Origin of the sequence: Pseudomonas sp. P8_241, from assembly GCF_034008315.1 — a bacterium.
Taxonomy (GTDB): domain Bacteria; phylum Pseudomonadota; class Gammaproteobacteria; order Pseudomonadales; family Pseudomonadaceae; genus Aquipseudomonas.
This window is the reverse complement of sequence record NZ_CP125377.1, coordinates 728,756-747,322: the sequence shown is the minus strand read 5'-3', so window position 1 is coordinate 747,322 and position 18,567 is coordinate 728,756. Positions and strand designations below refer to the sequence as shown.

Sequence of the window (18,567 nt, the reverse complement as noted above, 5' to 3'; positions counted from 1 at the left end):
ATGCTGTGCATTGCTGGCAATAAAGAGACAAGAACAAAGGACCGCCCATGCTCAATAAACGCTACTTGCCATCGATCGCTGCGTTGCAGTGTTTCGAAGCCGTGACCCGGCATTTGAGCTTCACCCGGGCCGCCGAAGAACTGAACCTGACCCAGAGCGCTGTCAGCAAGCAGGTCGCGCAACTCGAAGAGCTGCTACAACACCTGCTGTTTCGCCGGGTACGCCGTCGCCTGCAAATGACTCCGGCCGGGGATTTGTATCTGGTTGAAGTACGAAAAATACTCACACAGGTCGAGATGTCGACCCATTACCTTCGCTCCTATGGCGGAGAGACCGAAGTCCTGCGTGTCTCGACGCCACCCACGTTCGGCGCACGGTGGCTGGTGCCGCGCTTGAAAGGCTGGCGCCTGCGTCATCCATCGATTCACCTGGACCTGTGCAGCGAGCAGGAAGCGGATGATCTGCTGCAAGGGCGCAGCGACCTGGCGTTCTACTTCGGTCAGGGTTCACGGCCGGGCACCGAATGCCTGAAACTGTTCGGCGAAGAGCTTGTTCCGGTATGCGCCCCGGGCAGCATGCCAACCCAACCGTTTACCGATCCGACGCAATTGGCCGACCTGGTACTGCTGCAGAACGCCTCCCGACCCCAGGCCTGGCACGACTGGTTCGAACATCAGGGCTACCACACCGAACACAGCTATCACGGTCCGCGCTTCGAAACCTTTTACATGTGCATCCGCGCCGCTCAGGTCGGCTGTGGCGTGGCGTTGCTGCCCCGCTTCCTGGTGGAAGAAGAACTCGCTGACGGCAAGTTAGTCATTCCCTGGCAGCATGCAATGCCCAGCAGCGACGCCTATTTCCTGGCGTATCCGGAGCACTCGGCGGAAGTGCCAAAGGTGCGCGATTTTGTGAAATGGATGCTGGAGCAGATCGATAGCCCGGAAGCAACCTGATGGGCGCCATCACCTTGTAAGAGCTGGCTTGCCAGCGAAGGCGGTCTTTCAATCGACATTCATATTGGATGTGCCTGCCTCTTCGCTGGCAAGCCAGCTCCTACAAGGGTCTGCGTTTGTCGAAAAAATGCTGGTAATCCCTGTCTGGGATATGCGCCACTAGCGCCACTGATCAATACCGCTGCAACGCTGGAGATTCCCGTTATGAGCGAGAGTGTATTTGCCGATCGCATCGTGCAGAACCTGCTCGACACCGACTTCTACAAATTGACGATGATGCAGGCGGTGCTGCACAACTACCCGAACGTGGAAGTCGAATGGGAGTTTCGTTGCCGTAACAGTGAGGATTTGCGTCCATACCTTGCGCAAATCCGTTTTCAGATCGAGCGCCTCGCCGAACTGAGCCTTAGCGCTGACCAGTTGAACTTTCTGGAGCGCATCAGCTTTCTCAAACCAGATTTCCTGCGCTTTCTCGGGCTGTTTCGCTTCAACCTGCGCTACATCCACACGGGCATCGAAAACGGTGAATTGTTCATCCGCCTGCGTGGCCCGTGGCTGCATGTAATCCTGTTCGAAGTACCACTGCTGGCGATCGTCAGCGAAGTGCGCAATCGCTATCGCTACCGTGAAATTGTCCTGGAGCAGGCTCGCGAACAGCTCTATCGCAAGTTCGACTGGCTGAACGCCAACGCCAGCAGCGATGAATTGGCGGAACTGCAGGTAGCCGACTTCGGTACGCGCCGTCGCTTTTCGTATCGCGTACAGGAAGAAGTGGTCAACGTGCTCAAGCACGACTTTCCCGGCCGCTTCGTCGGCACCAGCAACGTGCACCTGTCCCGGGAGCTGGACATGAAGCCGCTGGGGACCATGGCCCACGAATGGATCATGGCGCATCAGCAACTTGGCCCGCGTCTGATCGACAGCCAGATTGCCGCCCTCGATTGCTGGGTTCGCGAATACCGTGGCTTGCTGGGGATCGCTCTGACCGACTGCATCACCATGGATGCATTTCTCGGCGATTTCGATCTGTTTTTCGCCAAGCTTTTCGACGGTTTGCGCCATGACTCTGGTGATCCGGTGGTGTGGGCGGAAAAAGCCATCGCGCACTATCACAGGCTCGGCATCGAACCGATGAGCAAGACGCTGACTTTTTCCGACAGCCTGACTCTGCCCAAGGCGCTGGAGATATTCCGCGCGCTGCGTGGTCGCATCAATGTCAGCTTCGGCATCGGCACCAACCTGACGTGTGACATTCCGGGTGTCGAACCGATGAGCATCGTGCTTAAAATGGCCGCCTGCAATGGCCAACCGGTAGCGAAAATCTCCGACGAGCCCGGCAAGACTCACTGCAAGGACCCGAATTTCGTCGCTTACTTGCGACACGTTTTCCAGGTTCCTGCCGCCCTTTCCAGTCCATCAAGCAAGGAGTGAATTCATGCAAGCCGTACAGCGTGAGATTGCTGAACAGCTCAAGGTCCAGCCGCCGTTCGCCGATGAGGCCGCCCTTGAGGTCGAAATCGCTCGCCGAGTGACCTTTATCCAGGATTGTCTGGTCAATTCCGGATTGAAAACCATGGTGCTGGGCATCAGTGGCGGCGTCGACTCCCTGACCGCTGGCCTGCTGGCCCAACGTGCCATGCGCGAATTGCGCCAACGCACGGGCGAAGAAGGCTACAAGTTCATTGCCGTGCGCCTGCCCTACGAAACCCAGTTCGATGAACACGACGCCCAAGCTTCGGTGGATTTCATCAAGCCGGATGAGCGTCACACCGTGAACATCGGCCCGGCAGTCAAATCCCTGGCCAATGAAGTAGCGGCGTTTGAAGGCAAGCATGCCGTCTCGGTGGACTTCGTCCTCGGCAACACCAAGGCGCGGATGCGCATGGTTGCCCAATACACCATCGCTGGTGCGGCTCATGGCCTGGTGATCGGCACCGATCATGCGGCAGAAGCGGTGATGGGGTTCTTTACCAAGTTCGGTGATGGCGCTTGCGACTTGGCGCCACTGAGTGGCCTGGTGAAAAACCAGGTGCGGGCTATTGCTCGCAGCTTCGGTGCGCCTGAATCCCTGGTGGAGAAAATCCCGACGGCGGACCTTGAAGACCTGTCCCCCGGTAAACCGGACGAAGCGTCCCACGGCGTGACCTACACCGAGATCGATGCGTTCCTGCACGGCGAAACGGTGCGTGAGGAAGCATTCAGGATCATCGTCGACACGTACAACAAGACGCACCACAAGCGTGTGATGCCGTTTGCGCCTTGAGGCGTGAATGAATGAAAAAGCCCGCTGAAGTGTTGAGCTTCAGCGGGCTTTTTCTTTGGCCAAAACATGCGTTGATGCTTTTGGCCCATTCGCTGGCGAGCCAGCTCCTACAGTGACTTGTGTCGTTCACAAAACCTGTGGGAGCTGGCCTGCCAGCGATGAACGATGACGCGGTGTGCCTGATTACTTCAGGGTCACAGTGCCTTTCATCATCGAGATGTGGCCTGGGAACGAGCAGAAGAAACCGTATTTTTCAGCGGCATCCAGCTTGGATACATCGAAGGTCACCGAATCGGTTTCCTTGGCGCCGATGACCTTGGTGTGGGCAATGACGCGGGCATCACCTTCTTTCAGGTAGTTCTTGTCGATGCCGGCGCTCAGGCCATCCGTCGCGATTGGCTGCATGTCGGCTTCTTTGCTCAGCACCCAGTTATGACCCATGACGTTTTTCGGCAGGCTGCCGGAGTGGGTCAGTTCGACGGTGAACGTCTTGCAGCTCTTGTCGATTTCAATGGCCTTGGTGTTGAAGGTCATTTGGTCGGTGGAGTCGATAGTAGTCTTGCACTCGGCAGCCATCAGTTGGCTGCTCGCCAGTGTCAGCAGGGATACCGCAACAAGTTTGGCAAACATGGTGAATCTCCAAGGCAGGGTTTAAGAAAACGCTAATGGACAGAAGACTGCCTGAAAACTTCGCAAGTTCATATGACTTGAATCAAAAATTGTATACAACTTTTGGGCTATGACACCTATCGAAAGAATCTACCAGCCAGGCGTCTAATCCGGCCCTATGATCCGACGGACATCATTTATCGGAGCATCTGCCATGTCCGTCAATAGCCTGTTGTGCAGTTTGCTGGCCGCCTACGCCTGCGGTGCCAGCGGAACGTACGAAACGTTCAATCGCGAAGTTTAGCGCTTGGAGCGTTGCACGCCTGCCTTTACTCTGTGGCCCTGATCTAGCATGGAGTAAGGCATGTCTTTAGCATCCGTTTGTGTATTTTGCGGTGCCAGCACCGGCACCAATCCGGCATATCGTGAAGCCGCCATTGCGCTGGGCCAGGCATTGGCCCAGCGCAAGCTGACCCTGGTGTACGGCGGCGGTGCCGTAGGACTGATGGGTATCGTCGCCGATGCAGCCTTGGCGGCCGGCGGTGAAGTGATCGGCATCATTCCGCAAAGCCTCAAGGACAAGGAGATCGGTCACAGCGGTCTGACTCGCCTGGAAGTCGTCGATGGCATGCACGCACGCAAAGCGCGAATGGCAGAACTCAGCGACGCCTTTATCGCCCTGCCCGGCGGACTTGGCACGCTGGAAGAGCTATTCGAAGTCTGGACCTGGGGTCAGCTCGGTTACCACGGCAAACCACTGGGATTGCTGGAAGTGAACGGTTTCTACGACAAATTGACGTCTTTTCTCGATCATATCGTCGGCGAAGGCTTCGTTCGCGGGCAGCACCGTGACATGCTGCAAATGAGCGAATCACCGCAAACCCTGCTCGACGCCCTGAATGCCTGGCAACCTTCTGTAGCGCCTAAATGGGCCGAGCAAAAACCCAGCTAACGGCTCGGCACCGATACAGGGCAGAATATGCGCCGCTCAACCTCACCTTCGACCCCAGAGGATCGCCCATGGCTAAACCCAATTATTCCTTCGCCAAACGTCAGAGAGACTTGGCCAAGGAGCAGAAGAAAGAGGAAAAGCTTCAGCGCAAGAAAGCTACAGCTGAAGAAACGGCACTGAACCCAGAGGGTGAAGTGGCAGCGGAAGATGATGTTGATGCACCGAAAGATCAGGCGCCCGACGCCTGAGACCCTCCGGGCCCGATAACCTGATCAGGCCCACCGGATCTGTGTCCAGGGTTGGCAGTTTTGCTGCCGGCCCTCTTCTGTAGGAGCGAGCTTGCTCGCGATGGTCGTTAACGATAACGCTGCAAGCCTGACACCCCGGCGCTCTCGGGTTCTTCGCGAGCAAGCTCGCTGCTACAGGGGACCTGCGTTAATTCAGTGGCATCACGGTGACGCGGACTTCCGGGTCATGATTCCCTCCTCCCAGAATGACGCCCCGCAACGGCGACACATCGGAAAAATCCCGCCCCCACGCCAAAGTGATGTGCTCCAGCGCCGGCTGCACGTTGTTGGTCGGATCAAAGTCCACCCAGCCCAACTCGGGGCAAAAAACCGACACCCAGGCATGCGACGCATCGGCCCCGATCAAGCGTGGCTGACCGGGTGGCGGCTGCGTCAGCAAGTAACCACTGATGTACCGCGCAGCCAAACCACGAGAGCGTACGCAGGCGAGCATCAGGTGGGCGAAGTCCTGACAGACACCACGCCGACGCTCCAGCACTTCAACCAGCGGCGTCGCCACCTGAGTCGCTTCGGCATCAAAGGTAAACTCGCTGAAGATTTTCTCCATCAAGGCCTGAACGCCCAGTAGCAGCGGCCGCCCCTCCGGGAAACAACTTTCGGAAAACTCGACGAAGTTACGTTTCAGGTGCACATAAGGTGATTCAAACCGATAACGGCAAGCTTCTAGCCGTTCGGGCGACAGAGGCTGACTGTTGTAAGTCAATGTACTGCAGGTGTCTTCCCATGCTGGAGACTGGCTGAAATCCAACGCCGGCCGAGGCAACACTTCGATCGTGAGACTCGCATTGACCAGCAGCTCATCATGCGGACGCTCGAACGCCAGCCGCGTCAGCGGGTTACCAAAGACATCCAGCTCATCGCGGCGCGACGTCGGCTGCGGGCTGATCTGCAATTGCCGGTCGGTGCAGCGCTGCCACGCACACTCACGTGGCCACAAATGGGCCAGTTGTTGGGCAAGGGAAACCGGCGTGTCGTAGTGGTAGTGAGTGTCGTGAAAAATCTGATAATGAGCACTCATCAGACGGACACCGTACGTTGGCTGACATCATCGACATGGGCGAAATGCCGCAGCGCAAGGCGATCCGAGACCTGGCTGCTGGCGTCGGCGATTTCTTGCAGCAGTTCGGCCAGCCCTTCGATGGCAGCGTGAACGCTCGCTTCACCAAACAGCGAGTTCTCAAGACAGCCCAGGTCGAACCGCGCCAGGCGTTCAGCCAAATGCGGCAACACCGTTTCACGCGGTGCGCCGAAATCGTCGTTCAGGCGCTTGACGGTTCGGGTCACCAGTTTCAATTGAAACAGCACGGCGTGTGGGTTCTGTTCGTCGAGCAACAACAGGTCAAGCACCGGGATCAATTGCGCCACCGCCAGATACCGTGAGCGGTAGGTGATGCTACTGTTCCCCAGCTCCAGCAGCCACTCCAGCCCAACCTGATCGAAGGTTTCGGTCCCACGAAGGAACGCCGCCAGACTGCCGCTGAGAAATTGCAGGCGCTCGATCCGCCGACCAATCATCAGGAATCGCCACCCCTCATCCCGAGTCATGTCATCCAGCGCAAACCCGGACAGTGCAGCCAGTGACATCACCAATCGATTGAGAAAATCCAGCAACTCGCCGAAATCCGGCTCTTCGGTTTCCAGCTCCATGGCCTCGCGTTGCAACTCCACCAGTGCCTGCCAGTTTTCCCTGGAAAGTTTGCCGCGCACCTGGGACGCCGCCCACTGCAAGCGTTGCAGATTGGAACGCAGGCTGAACGGCCAGTCATCGCCAAGCAACGCCGCCAGCAGTCGTTCAGGAAGCTCGCCTTCATCCGGCAACAACATCAGTCGCTCGCCGAGATCGACCGCGGCTTGCAGGGCTTGCGGGTCATCACCATCCACATAGCGCGCGAGCATGATGCGCAACAAACGGGCACTGTCATCGCAGCGTTCGCAGTAGCGGCCAAACCAGAACAGGTTTTCCACTACCCGCGACGGCAGATACGGATCGCGCCGCACCAGGTCATGCACGCCAATATTGCGCTGGGCTTTCCATTGTTCGCCGCTGGGTGGACGATCACCCAACACCCAAGTGTCTTTGCTTGCACCGCCGCGTTGCATCGACACCACTTCGGCATCCGCTTCGGCGGCCACGCGAGTCAAACCGCCCGGCAGCACCCGATAGCCCTCCCGACTCGCCACCGCATACATGCGCATGCCAATGGCCCGGGGTTGCAGCTGACCGTCGTCAGCCTGCCAGATCGGCGCGTGGGACAATTGCGCGAGTTCTTGCGCGACGTAGGCATAAGGCCGTGCCTGCATGCGCAGGGTGAGCTCCTGGCGCTGTTTTTCACTCAAGTCACGCCCAAAGACCGGCGCGAAGCTCTGGGAGGGGAACGCGGGCTTGATCAGCAATTCCGGGAGTTTTTCCAATGCTTGGGCCAACACGGGCGCTTCACCGCACCACCAGGTTGCGATAGACGGCAGGATCAGATCTTCGCCGAACAGGAACTGATTGATCTTCGGCAAAAAACCCAACAGCGCTGGGGACTCCAGCACGCCACTCCCAAGAGCATTGGCTACCAGCACCCTGCCCTGCCGTACAGCGTCAAGCAGGCCAGGAACGCCCAGGGCCGAATCGGTACGCAGCTCCAACGGGTCGCAGAAATCATCATCCAGCCGACGCATGACTGCGTGCACCCGACGCAGGCCACTCAATGTTTTCAAGTAGACCGTGGCATCGCGAACCGTCAGATCGCCACCTTCCACCAGCGGGTAACCGAGCTGGCGGGCCAGGTACAGATGTTCGAAATAGCTTTCATTGAAGCGCCCCGGTGTCAGCAATACCACCAAGGGTGACTCATCGCCACAGGGCGCTTGCCGGACCAGCGTTTCCTGAAGCGTGCGGAAGAATCCAGCCAGATGCTGCACCTTCAAATCACGGTACAACTCGGGAAACGCACGGGACACGATGGTGCGGTTTTCCAACGCATATCCGGCTCCGGACGGCGCTTGCGTGCGGTCCGCGGTCACCCACCAGCGGCCGTCGGGCGAGCGCGCCAGATCCACGGCATACAGATGCAGAAATGCCCCGTCAGGCGGTTTTATGCCCTGACAGGGCCAGAGGAAGTTGTTGTGTCCGAATATCAGCTCAGCCGGCAACAGACCTTCGGCGATCAGCCGTTGCGGGCCATACAGGTCCGCCAGAACCGCATTGAGCAATTGCCCCCGTTGAGCAATACCGGCGGACAAATGATCCCACTCATCCGCTGCAATCACATGGGGCAGCAGGTCCAGTTCCCACGGTCGGTCTGCGCCTTTGGGATCGGCGTAGACGTTGTAGGTCACACCGTTTTCCTGAATCTGCCGGGTCAACAATGCCTGACGCTGCACCAGTTGCGCCGGTGTGCTGCGCTGCAATTGGTCGAACAGCCGGCGCCAGTGCGGGCGCACAGCGCCGCTGTCGTCGAGCAGTTCGTGATAGGTGCCCGCCGTCAGCGGGTAGCGGTCTAGCAGGTCAGGCATGGAAAGCTCGGCAGACAGCAATGAACGGTCAGACTAACGCAGGCTCGTGACGCCCGGATATACGAAAAATCCGAACGTCGCGTACGGTTTAGAAACGTCGTAAATCGAGAGTCATCGGCAGCTCGTCGTTGATTTCCAGATTGGGGATAGGAAGTTTCCCAGGCGTGTGTCCGATACGGAAAAAACGCGCCATGCGCCGGCTCTCGGCCTCGTTGGCATTGACCGGCAGGCTGTCGTAATTGCGTCCCCCGGGATGGGCGACGTGATACTGGCAACCGCCCAGCGACCGTCCCATCCAGGTATCGAGCAAGTCGAATACCAAGGGCGCATGCACCGCAATAGTCGGTTGCAGACAGTTCGCCGGTTGCCAGGCGCGAAATCTCACGCCCGCGACGAATTCACCTACACGTCCGGTGGGTTGCAAGGGCACGGGAATGCCGTTGCAGGTCAACAGATAACGCTGGGGTGGCAGACCGGTGAGCTTGACCTGTAAACGTTCAAGCGAAGAATCCACGTAACGCACCGTGCCACCGACCGCGCCTTCCTCGCCCAACACATGCCACGGTTCCAGTGCCTGGCGCAGCTCCAGTGCGATGCCACTGACGGCGTAGTCGCCGACCTTGGGAAAGCGAAACTCAAGGTGCGCGGCGAACCACTCGGCCCGCACAGGATACCCGGCGGCGTTGAGATCGACGATAACGTCGGCGAAATCCTGTTCGATAAAGTGCGGCAACAGGAAACGATCGTGCAGTTCGGTGCCCCAGCGCGCCAGTTTTGGCGGCGCATAGGGTTCACGCCAGAATCGTGCGACCAGTGCCCGCAGCAAAAGCTGCTGAGCGAGGCTCATGCGTGCATGGGGAGGCATTTCAAAAGCGCGCAATTCCAACAGGCCGAGACGGCCGGTGGCGCCGTCCGGCGAGTAGAGTTTGTCGATGCAAAACTCGGCTCGGTGGGTGTTGCCGGTGACATCGATCAGCAGGTTGCGCAGCAATCGGTCCACCAACCATGGAGGACATTCCTCACCGGGTTCGGGCATCTGCGCAAAGGCGATTTCCAGCTCATATAAGGCGTCGTTGCGCGCTTCATCGACACGCGGCGCCTGGGATGTCGGGCCGATGAACAATCCGGAAAACAGGTAGGACAATGACGGGTGGTTATGCCAATAACTGATCAGGCTGCGCAGCAGATCCGGGCGACGCAGAAACGGTGAGTCAGCCGGTGTCGCGCCCCCCAGTACGAAATGATTACCTCCGCCGGTTCCGGTGTGCCGGCCGTCGATCATGAATTTCTCGGTGGTCAGGCGGGTCTGCCGCGCTTCTTCATAGAGAAATTCGGTGCGCTCCACCAACTCATCCCACGACGCGGATGGTTGTACGTTGACCTCGATCACACCGGGGTCCGGCGTGATGCGCAAGTTACTCAATCGCGGATCGCTCGGCGGCTCGTAACCTTCAAGCAACACCGGGCAACGCAGTTCTTCAGCGGTGGCCTCGATGGCGGCGACGAGCTCGAGATAATCCTCGGCGCGTTCCAGCGGCGGCATGAACAGGTACAACCGCCCTTCCCGAGCTTCGGCACACAGCGCGGTGCGGGTCAGCCAGTCTGCCGACTCATCGATCTTTGGCGCTCGATCTTCAGTTTCAGCAGCCGCACCCTGGCTTTGAAGTTGCGCCGTATCCGGCAGCGGCGGGAAATCCTGATTCGGATCCTGCGGATGAATGAACGGATACTCTGCCGCTTTCACCCATGGCTGCGAACCCAGCGGCAAACGATAGCCCAACGCAGAATCCCCGGGCACCAATCGGCAATGCTCGTCACGCAGGTACCAGCGACCGCTCTGCCATTGATCACCCTTGGCGGTACGCGCCAGCGGCAGGACCTGGCCGATGACCTTGTCCAGGCCCTGGCTAAAGACTTTACGCAGCCGCGCACGCTCCAGCGGCTCTTCCAGCCGAGAGTCTTCGGCGCTGACGTTCTGCGGTAACGTCCCTTCGCGCCAGAGGTAGTAGAAATTGTCTTCGTAGGCCGGAAATACAAAGCGCGTCGGAATTTTCAGTCGTTCGGCAACGCTCGCCAGAAAACGCCCGGCCAGCACCCCATCGGCGCCGTAATCTTCCTGTTCATCGGCGACCAACGCATTGTTTTGCCAGATTGGCACGCCATCACGGCGCCAATAGCAGTTGAGAGACCAGCGTGGCAATTGCTCGCCCGGATACCATTTGCCCTGACCGAAATGCACCAGGCCCTGCGGTGCATAACGCTTGCGCATGCGCTGGAACAGTTCGGCGGACAGCTGCCGCTTGTTCGGCCCCAGTGCCGCTGTATTCCACTCGGCACCATCCGGGTCGTCGATGGACACGAAGGTCGGTTCGCCGCCCATGGTCAAGCGCACATCGCCTTCCAGCAGGTCGGCATCGATCTGCCGACCCAGGGCCTGGATCGCCAGCCATTGGTCGTCGGTGTAGGGCTTGGTAACCCGCGGCGCCTCCCAAATCCGCTCCACGGACATTTCGTGGCTGAATTCACACTCACAAGGTTCCACCAGGCCACTGATCGGTGCCGCTGACGACGGATCGGGACTACAGGCCAACGGAATATGTCCTTCGCCGGCAAACAGCCCGGAAGTCGCATCCAGGCCGATCCAGCCGGCGCCGGGCAAATACACTTCGCACCAGGCGTGCAGGTCGGTGAAGTCCACTTCAGTGCCGGACGGGCCGTCGATACTTTTGACATCAGCGGTCAACTGGATCAGGTAACCGGAGACGAAACGTGCCGCCAATCCCAGATTGCGCAGCAACTGAACCAGCAACCAGGCGGAATCGCGACAGGAACCGGACGCCTGCACGAGGGTGTGTTCAGGCGTTTGTACGCCCGGTTCCATGCGGATCAGGTAATCAATGTCATCGCTCAGGCGCTGATTGAGCGCGACGAGGAAATCAACGGCCGGCAGAGGGGTGCGATCAATGCCATCCAGATAGGCCTTGAACGTCGGCGTCAGCGGCAAGGTTTCCAGATACGGGGCCAGCTCTTTGCGCTCATCGGCGGCATAAGCAAAGGGGATTTTCTCTGCATAAGGTTCGAGGAAGAAATCGAACGGGTTGAAGATCGCCATTTCGGCCAGCAGATCGACCTCAATGCGCAGCTCCTCGGTTTTCTCCGGGAACACCAGCCTCGCCAGGTAATTGCCCTGCGGATCTTGTTGCCAGTTGATGAAGTGCTGTTCGGGCGAGACCTTCAGCGCATAAGACAGAATCCGCGTGCGGCTGTGAGCGGCGGGACGCAGACGAACGATCTGCGGGCCGAGCTCGACAGCGCGGTCATAGCGGTAATGCGTGACGTGGTGCAATGCGACATGAATCGACACGGCGTGCCTCCTGCGAGCCCTAAGCGTATTCGAAAGCGCGCAAGACTTATGCCACCCAGCAGCGCTGGCGCTTTCTCCGGTTACTGGAGGCAGTACAGCACCAAAATCGGGCGATGCGAGGAAATGGATTGAGGTAGTTGCGCCTTAATGTGGCGAGCAGTTGCTGAAAGGTTGAATGAACCGGCCTCATCGCGGGCAAGCCAGCTCCCCCCGGTTTATCTGCCGTTCACAAAACTGTGGCGATTGAAGCTCCTTGTGGGAGCTGGCTTGCCAGCGATGAGGCCTATGGCTTCAACACCTTTCTTATGCCAGAAATGCAAAACGCCAACCCGAAGGTTGGCGTTCTTTTCAGCTCAAGTGCGGATTAGCGCGGAACGACCGGTTTGCGGGTCGGCTTGGGGCCTTTGCCCTTGGCGGCGTCCTTGCGCTCTTTGGCTGCCTGCTGGTTGCGGGCAAACGCCGCCGCCTTGGCCTGTTCGCGCTTGTCCCACGGGTTGCCGCCATCGCTGGCACGCGGCGGAAGGCCGGTGTGCTGGGTCAGGATCTTGGTGGTCTTTTCCCCTGCAACCTTGTGGCTGCCGGCCGGCGTCGAATTCTTGCGACGGGCGCTCTGGTAGCTGTCAGTTGACGGCTGATGCAAAGGAATCAACTGGTTCTTGCCCGGCCCGATCAGGTCCGCGCGGCCCATGCGTGTCAGTGCCTCACGCAGCATCGGCCAGCCTTTAGGGTCGTGATAACGCAAGAACGCCTTGTGCAGACGACGCTGCTCTTCGCTCTTGACGATAGTCACCGCGTCACTCTTGTAAGTGACCTTGCGCAGCGGGTTCTTGCCCGAGTGGTACATCGCAGTGGCGGTGGCCATCGGCGACGGGTAGAACGCCTGCACCTGGTCGGCACGGAAGCCGTTGCCCTTGAGCCACAGCGCCAGGTTCATCATGTCCTCATCGGTGGTGCCCGGGTGGGCGGCGATGAAGTACGGAATCAGGTACTGCTCCTTGCCCGCTTCCTTGGAGTACTTCTCGAACATGCGCTTGAACTTGTCATAGCTGCCGATGCCCGGTTTCATCATCTGGTTGAGCGGACCTTCCTCGGTGTGTTCCGGGGCGATCTTCAGGTAACCACCGACGTGGTGAGTCACCAGCTCTTTAACGTATTCCGGCGACTCGACCGCGAGGTCGTAACGCAAGCCGGATGCGATCAGAATCTTTTTCACGCCCGGCAACTCACGGGCGCTGCGGTACAGCTGAATCAGCGCCGAGTGGTCGGTATTCAGATTCGGGCAGATGCCAGGGAACACGCAGGATGGCTTGCGGCACGCGGATTCGATTTCCGGGCTCTTGCAGGCGATGCGGTACATGTTCGCGGTCGGGCCGCCGAGGTCGGAGATGACGCCGGTGAAGCCCGGGACCTTGTCACGAATTTCTTCAATTTCGCGAATGATCGACTCGTGCGAACGGTTCTGGATGATCCGGCCTTCATGCTCGGTGATCGAGCAGAAGGTGCAGCCGCCAAAGCAGCCACGCATGATGTTCACCGAGAAACGGATCATGTCGTAGGCCGGGATTTTTTCCTTGCCGTACGCCGGGTGCGGAATGCGCGCATAAGGCATGCCGAACACGTAGTCCATTTCTTCGGTGGTCATCGGAATCGGCGGCGGGTTGAACCAGACGTCGACTTCGCCGTGCTTCTGTACCAGCGCGCGGGCATTGCCCGGGTTGGTTTCCAGGTGCAGTACCCGGTTGGCGTGGGCATACAGCACCGCATCGCCACGGACTTTCTCAACCGACGGCAAACGGATCACAGTCTTGTCACGGGTCATGCGTGGGCTGGCCAGAATCTGTACGACCTTGGCTTCCTGCGGATCTTCGACCGGACCCTTTTCCTGCTCGATGGCACAGGCCTGGGTGTCCTGGGTGTTCACGTACGGGTTGATGATCTTGTCGATCTTGCCCGGACGGTCGATGCGCGTGGAATCGACTTCGTACCAGTCTTTCGGCGTGTCGCGACGAATGAACGCGGTGCCGCGCACATCGGTGATGTCTTCGATCTTGTGACCGTAGGACAGACGCTGGGCGACTTCGACGATCGCACGTTCGGCGTTGCCGTAGAGCAGGATGTCGGCGCAGGCGTCGATCAGGATCGAGTTGCGAACCCTGTCTTGCCAGTAATCGTAGTGGGCGATGCGACGCAGGGAAGCTTCGATGCCACCGAGTACGATCGGCACGTTCTTGTAGGCTTCCTTGCAGCGCTGGCTGTAAACCAGGCTCGCGCGGTCCGGACGTTTGCCCGCCATGCCGCCGGGAGTGTAGGCGTCATCGGAGCGGATTTTTTTGTCGGCAGTGTAGCGGTTGATCATCGAATCCATGTTGCCGGCCGCGACGCCGAAGAACAGGTTCGGCTCGCCGAGCTTCATGAAGTCGTCTTTGGACTGCCAGTTCGGCTGGGCAATGATCCCGACGCGGAAGCCCTGGGACTCCAGCAGCCGGCCGATGATCGCCATGCCGAACGACGGGTGGTCGACGTACGCATCACCGGTGACAATGATGATGTCGCAGGAATCCCAGCCGAGCTGATCCATCTCCTCCCTGCTCATGGGCAGGAACGGCGCTGGCCCGAAACATTCGGCCCAGTACTTGGGATAGTCAAATAACGGCTTGGCTGCTTGCATGTCGATAACCGGTGTTGGCTTTCATTGAATTTCGCGGGCGCGGAATATAGCACATTTTTTGACCAATTCCGACGGCTATGGTCGGAAATTGCGTCGCCCCTATCGCGAGCAAGCGTGCTGCTACAGGTACGACGCCCCCCCCTGTAGGAGATGGCTTGCCGGCGATGGGGCCTTTCAGGACACTAAATACCTTACTCGTCATCATCGAAGTTATAGCTACCCGGCGCCAGGTTCTCGAATCGGGTGTACTTGCCGATAAAGGCCAGACGAATAAAACCGATCGGCCCGTTCCGCTGCTTGCCGATGATGATCTCGGCAATGCCTTTGTGCTCGGTCTCCGGGTGATACACCTCGTCACGATAAACGAACATGATCACGTCGGCGTCCTGCTCGATCGCCCCGGATTCCCGGAGGTCGGAGTTGATCGGCCTTTTGTTCGGTCGCTGCTCGAGGGAACGGTTGAGCTGGGACAGCGCCACCACCGGGCAGTTGAACTCCTTGGCCAAGGCTTTCAAGGAGCGCGAGATTTCAGAAATCTCGTTGGTTCGGTTGTCGCCGCCGGAACCTGGAATCTGCATCAACTGAAGGTAGTCGATCATGATCAGGCCGATCTCACCGTGCTCACGCGCCAGACGCCGGGTACGCGCACGCATTTCCGACGGACTGATACCGGCGGTGTCGTCGATGAACAGCTTGCGGTCGTTGAGCAGGTTCACCGCCGATGTCAGGCGCGGCCAGTCGTCATCTTCCAACTGACCGGAACGCACCTTGGTCTGGTCGATCCGACCGAGGGACGACAACATACGCATGACCAGCGATTCGCCTGGCATCTCGAGGGAATACACCAGAACAGCCTTGTCGCTGCGCAGTACGGCGTTTTCCACCAGGTTCATCGCGAAGGTGGTTTTACCCATCGACGGACGACCGGCGACGATGATCAAGTCAGCCGGCTGCAGGCCGCTGGTCTTTTCATCAAGATCGGTGTAGCCAGTGGACAGGCCGGTAATGGCGTTGTCAGTGTTGAACAGCGTGTCGATGCGATCAATGGCCTTGGTCAGCAAATCGTTCACACCCACCGGGCCACCGGTTTTCGGCCGGGCCTCGGCAATCGCGAAGATCTGGCGTTCCGCTTCGTCGAGGATCTCCTCGGCAGTGCGACCTTCCGGGTTGAAAGCGCTGTCGGCGATCTCGGTGCTGATGCCGATCAGCTGGCGCAACGTCGCGCGTTGACGGACGATCTGCGCATAAGCCTTGATGTTGGCGACGGACGGTGTGTTTTTCGCCAGCTCGCCAAGGTAACCGAGGCCACCGACCTGCGACGTCTGACCTTCCTTGTCCAGTTGCTCGGCAAGGGTCACGACGTCAATCGGGGAGTTCTGATCGGCCAGTTTGGCGATCGCACGGAAGATCAGGCGGTGGTCATGTCGATAGAAATCGCCGTCGGAGACTTGATCGAGCACACGCTCCCAGGCGTTGTTGTCCAGCATCAGACCACCGAGTACAGCCTGTTCGGCTTCGATGGAATGCGGCGGCACTTTCAGCGCGGCGGTTTGCAGATCGTATTGCTCAGGAGCGGAGATTTCGTTCATGGCCACTTGAAATTGGAGGAATCAGAAAGACAAAGGGCACGACCTGTAAACAGGATCGTGCCCGATGTTACCGGCAAGCACCCGAGGGTGCCAGCCGACAAGTGCTGCTTAAGCTGCTACCACGACAACGCGTACGGTGGCTTCAACTTCGGCGTGCAGGTGCACGGCCACGTCGAATTCGCCTACGTTGCGGATGGTGCCGTTCGGCAGACGAACTTCGCTCTTCTGCACTTCAACGCCGGAGGCGGTCAGTGCGTCAGCGATGTCGTGAGTACCGATCGAACCGAACAGCTTGCCTTCGTCGCCAGCGGTGGCAGTGATAGTCACTTCCAGCTCGGCCAGTTGGGCAGCGCGGCTTTCAGCCGACGATTTACGATCTGCTGCTGCTTTTTCCAGCTCAGCACGACGCTCTTCGAACGCAGCCAGGTTGGCTGGGGTCGCAGCGGTAGCTTTGCCGTAAGGCAGCAGGTAGTTACGACCGTAACCAGCCTTAACGTTCACTTTGTCACCCAGGTTGCCCAGGTTGGTGACTTTTTCCAGAAGGATCAGTTGCATGTGAAAATCCTCTTAACTTTTAACCTTCACCGTTCGCGCTATCGGCATCTTTCGGTGCCGAACGACCGCGAAAATCAATCAGGCTGTCGACGATGGCCAGGACCACCAGCAACGGATAGATCAGCTGCATGAACAGCAACAGCGTGACGTACAACCCCACCAGCCAGAACCTGGCCAGTCGCTTTTGCGCCACCAGCCCGTGAATCAGGGCCAGCCCGGCAAACATCAGCGGTACACTGCACAACGGCGTCAACATGGCCATCTGCGAACCAAGATTGGGCCCCAGAAGCATGCACGCCAGCAGCAACATCGCCGGCAAAAGCGGGAATCGGATGGCGCGAAACTCGCGACCAAAACCACCCGGGTTGTACAACAACGCCTGCCAGTAGCGCCCGGCAAGCAGGCTCAGCACACTGACGATTTGCAACAAGGCCGCAATCAGGCCGGTCAGGACTGGTGCAATCAGGGACGCGAAACGCGCTTGCTCGTCTACCGACAACTTCTGGTAGACATCACCGAGTAGCGAAGGCATGACCTTGATCAAAGCCTGCGCCAGCATCTCGATCTGAGGACCAAAAGCCGTCCCCAGCACCACTGAAAACACCACTCCCATCGCTATGCTGACCAGCAGCACGCGGTTCCAGGACTCGCTTGCGCGCAAAACCAACGCAAGGCTCGCAGACCCCAGCAGCACCAGAAGTGCCCGTGGGTCGTCGGAGTAGAGCCACCAGGCCAAGGCCGGCAGCATTCCCAGAGCAAGAACGCCTATGGCGTCCTTCAATCCGCGCCGCAGGAGCACAAGGCATCCAGCGGCAGCACCCAACCAATACAACAACGGCAATGCCGCGCATCCAGCCACTACGAGAGTGGCCTGCATACGGCCGCGCATGATGAACTCAGCTATGGCACGCATGCATTCAATCCTTTGCTACGTGTCGACTGCCCGGTCTCAGCGGCCGTGGCTGTCGGTGTAGGCCAGCAGGGCCAGGAAGCGGGCGCGCTTGATAGCGGTGGCCAGCTGACGCTGATAACGAGCTTTGGTACCGGTGATGCGGCTTGGAACAATTTTGCCGGTCTCGGATACGTAAGCTTTCAGAGTGTTGAGATCTTTGTAATCGATCTCTTTCACGTCTTCAGCGGTGAAGCGGCAGAATTTACGACGACGGAAGAAACGTGCCATTTGATAGGCTCCTTAAAAGGTCCGTGGATTACTCGTCAGCGTTATCGCTGTTGTCGCTGTCATCACTATCAGCGCTTTCAGCGCCTTCGTGCTCAGGACGGTCGCGACGCTCACGGCGCTCACTGCGGTTTTCTTCAGCCTTGAGCATCTCGGATTGGCCGGTAACGGCTTCTTCGCGACGGATGACCAGGTTACGGATCACTGCATCGTTGTAGCGGAAGTTGTCTTCCAGCTCGGCCAGGGCCTTGCCAGTGCACTCAACGTTCAGCATCACGTAGTGAGCCTTGTGAACATTGTTGATTGCGTAGGCCAGTTGACGACGGCCCCAATCTTCCAGACGGTGGATTTTGCCGCCGTCTTCTTCGATCAGCTTGGTGTAACGCTCAACCATGCCGCCGACTTGCTCGCTTTGATCCGGGTGGACCAAAAAGATGATTTCGTAATGACGCATGAATGCTCCTTACGGGTTGTAGCCTGCCGCTCAAAAGCGGTCAGACAAGGAGTGAATGACACTTATGGACTTGCGGACGCTAGACACGTAGGTGCCTGCCATCACAGCAAGGGGCGCAATTGTAGAGAAGGGGCGAAGGAGGCGCAAGGTAATTGGTGATTATTTGAGCAG

Annotated in this window: 15 protein-coding genes; 5 read left to right on the top strand and 10 right to left on the bottom strand. The window is 58.7% G+C overall.

Going from position 1 to position 18,567, the window contains the following annotated elements:
• Positions 1-47: 47 nt before the first annotated feature.
• The 3 genes from QMK58_RS03285 to nadE all read left to right on the top strand — a co-directional run bounded on the left by QMK58_RS03285 (position 48) and on the right by nadE (position 3,216).
• Entirely contained in the window at positions 48-953 is a 906-nt protein-coding gene (locus QMK58_RS03285) for a LysR family transcriptional regulator (RefSeq protein WP_320395860.1), read from the top strand.
• A gap of 204 nt (positions 954-1,157) precedes the next feature.
• A complete protein-coding gene (pncB, locus tag QMK58_RS03280; RefSeq protein WP_053153745.1) occupies positions 1,158-2,384 on the top strand; it encodes a nicotinate phosphoribosyltransferase in 1,227 nt (408 codons plus the stop codon).
• 4 nt (positions 2,385-2,388) lie between these two features.
• Positions 2,389-3,216, top strand: a complete 828-nt coding sequence (gene nadE, locus QMK58_RS03275; RefSeq protein ID WP_320395859.1) for an ammonia-dependent NAD(+) synthetase — start codon at positions 2,389-2,391, stop codon at positions 3,214-3,216.
• Between the two features lie 183 nt (positions 3,217-3,399).
• Here nadE and azu read toward each other — a convergent pair whose 3' ends face one another.
• Complete coding sequence (gene azu / locus QMK58_RS03270; RefSeq protein WP_053153739.1) at positions 3,400-3,846, bottom strand: azurin; 447 nt, start codon at positions 3,844-3,846, stop codon at positions 3,400-3,402.
• Between the two features lie 343 nt (positions 3,847-4,189).
• Here azu and QMK58_RS03265 point away from each other — a divergent pair, with 343 nt between their 5' ends.
• Positions 4,190-4,777, top strand: coding sequence for a TIGR00730 family Rossman fold protein (locus tag QMK58_RS03265; RefSeq protein ID WP_053153737.1), 588 nt, complete (start codon positions 4,190-4,192; stop codon positions 4,775-4,777).
• A gap of 68 nt (positions 4,778-4,845) precedes the next feature.
• On the top strand, positions 4,846-5,025 hold the full coding sequence (locus QMK58_RS03260; protein WP_053153734.1) for a hypothetical protein: 180 nt from the start codon (positions 4,846-4,848) through the stop codon (positions 5,023-5,025).
• 187 nt (positions 5,026-5,212) lie between these two features.
• On the opposite strand, the gene QMK58_RS03255 is transcribed toward QMK58_RS03260, so the two are convergent.
• From QMK58_RS03255 to rpsF, 9 genes are all read right to left on the bottom strand, one after another.
• Positions 5,213-6,103 carry a transglutaminase family protein gene (locus QMK58_RS03255; protein ID WP_053153732.1) on the bottom strand — a complete coding sequence of 297 codons (891 nt, stop codon included), beginning with the start codon at positions 6,101-6,103 and terminating at the stop codon, positions 5,213-5,215.
• A complete protein-coding gene (locus QMK58_RS03250; protein WP_053153729.1) occupies positions 6,103-8,589 on the bottom strand; it encodes a circularly permuted type 2 ATP-grasp protein in 2,487 nt (828 codons plus the stop codon). Before QMK58_RS03250 ends, QMK58_RS03255 begins: the two co-directional genes overlap by 1 nt.
• A gap of 88 nt (positions 8,590-8,677) precedes the next feature.
• A complete protein-coding gene (locus QMK58_RS03245) occupies positions 8,678-11,953 on the bottom strand; it encodes a transglutaminase family protein (RefSeq protein WP_320395858.1) in 3,276 nt (1,091 codons plus the stop codon).
• Between the two features lie 364 nt (positions 11,954-12,317).
• On the bottom strand, positions 12,318-14,621 hold the full coding sequence (locus QMK58_RS03240) for a YgiQ family radical SAM protein (protein ID WP_053153723.1): 2,304 nt from the start codon (positions 14,619-14,621) through the stop codon (positions 12,318-12,320).
• A 191-nt stretch (positions 14,622-14,812) separates the two neighbouring features.
• Entirely contained in the window at positions 14,813-16,210 is a 1,398-nt protein-coding gene (gene dnaB / locus QMK58_RS03235) for a replicative DNA helicase (protein ID WP_053153720.1), read from the bottom strand.
• Positions 16,211-16,318: 108 nt separating this feature from the next.
• A complete protein-coding gene (gene rplI, locus QMK58_RS03230; RefSeq protein ID WP_034149636.1) occupies positions 16,319-16,765 on the bottom strand; it encodes a 50S ribosomal protein L9 in 447 nt (148 codons plus the stop codon).
• 19 nt (positions 16,766-16,784) lie between these two features.
• Entirely contained in the window at positions 16,785-17,678 is an 894-nt protein-coding gene (locus QMK58_RS03225; protein WP_053153717.1) for a hypothetical protein, read from the bottom strand.
• Positions 17,679-17,714: 36 nt separating this feature from the next.
• The gene (gene rpsR, locus QMK58_RS03220; RefSeq protein ID WP_002551829.1) at positions 17,715-17,945 is read right to left on the bottom strand and encodes a 30S ribosomal protein S18; all 231 of its coding nucleotides are present in this window, start codon (positions 17,943-17,945) and stop codon (positions 17,715-17,717) included.
• Between the two features lie 28 nt (positions 17,946-17,973).
• A complete protein-coding gene (gene rpsF, locus QMK58_RS03215; protein WP_003217491.1) occupies positions 17,974-18,396 on the bottom strand; it encodes a 30S ribosomal protein S6 in 423 nt (140 codons plus the stop codon).
• Positions 18,397-18,567: the final 171 nt, after the last annotated feature.

Excerpts from the sequence above, each read along its gene's own strand:
- QMK58_RS03240 (WP_053153723.1), bottom strand. The coding sequence starts at position 14,621 with ATGCAAGCAGCCAAGCCGTTATTTGACTATCCCAAGTACTGGGCCGAA.
- QMK58_RS03255 (WP_053153732.1), bottom strand. The coding sequence starts at position 6,103 with ATGAGTGCTCATTATCAGATTTTTCACGACACTCACTACCACTACGAC.
- nadE (WP_320395859.1), top strand. The coding sequence starts at position 2,389 with ATGCAAGCCGTACAGCGTGAGATTGCTGAACAGCTCAAGGTCCAGCCG.
- QMK58_RS03265 (WP_053153737.1), top strand. The coding sequence starts at position 4,190 with ATGTCTTTAGCATCCGTTTGTGTATTTTGCGGTGCCAGCACCGGCACC.
- QMK58_RS03225 (WP_053153717.1), bottom strand. The coding sequence starts at position 17,678 with ATGCGTGCCATAGCTGAGTTCATCATGCGCGGCCGTATGCAGGCCACT.
- QMK58_RS03260 (WP_053153734.1), top strand. The coding sequence starts at position 4,846 with ATGGCTAAACCCAATTATTCCTTCGCCAAACGTCAGAGAGACTTGGCC.
- pncB (WP_053153745.1), top strand. The coding sequence starts at position 1,158 with ATGAGCGAGAGTGTATTTGCCGATCGCATCGTGCAGAACCTGCTCGAC.
- azu (WP_053153739.1), bottom strand. The coding sequence starts at position 3,846 with ATGTTTGCCAAACTTGTTGCGGTATCCCTGCTGACACTGGCGAGCAGC.
- rpsF (WP_003217491.1), bottom strand. The coding sequence starts at position 18,396 with ATGCGTCATTACGAAATCATCTTTTTGGTCCACCCGGATCAAAGCGAG.
- dnaB (WP_053153720.1), bottom strand. The coding sequence starts at position 16,210 with ATGAACGAAATCTCCGCTCCTGAGCAATACGATCTGCAAACCGCCGCG.
- QMK58_RS03285 (WP_320395860.1), top strand. The coding sequence starts at position 48 with ATGCTCAATAAACGCTACTTGCCATCGATCGCTGCGTTGCAGTGTTTC.
- rplI (WP_034149636.1), bottom strand. The coding sequence starts at position 16,765 with ATGCAACTGATCCTTCTGGAAAAAGTCACCAACCTGGGCAACCTGGGT.
- rpsR (WP_002551829.1), bottom strand. The coding sequence starts at position 17,945 with ATGGCACGTTTCTTCCGTCGTCGTAAATTCTGCCGCTTCACCGCTGAA.
- QMK58_RS03250 (WP_053153729.1), bottom strand. The coding sequence starts at position 8,589 with ATGCCTGACCTGCTAGACCGCTACCCGCTGACGGCGGGCACCTATCAC.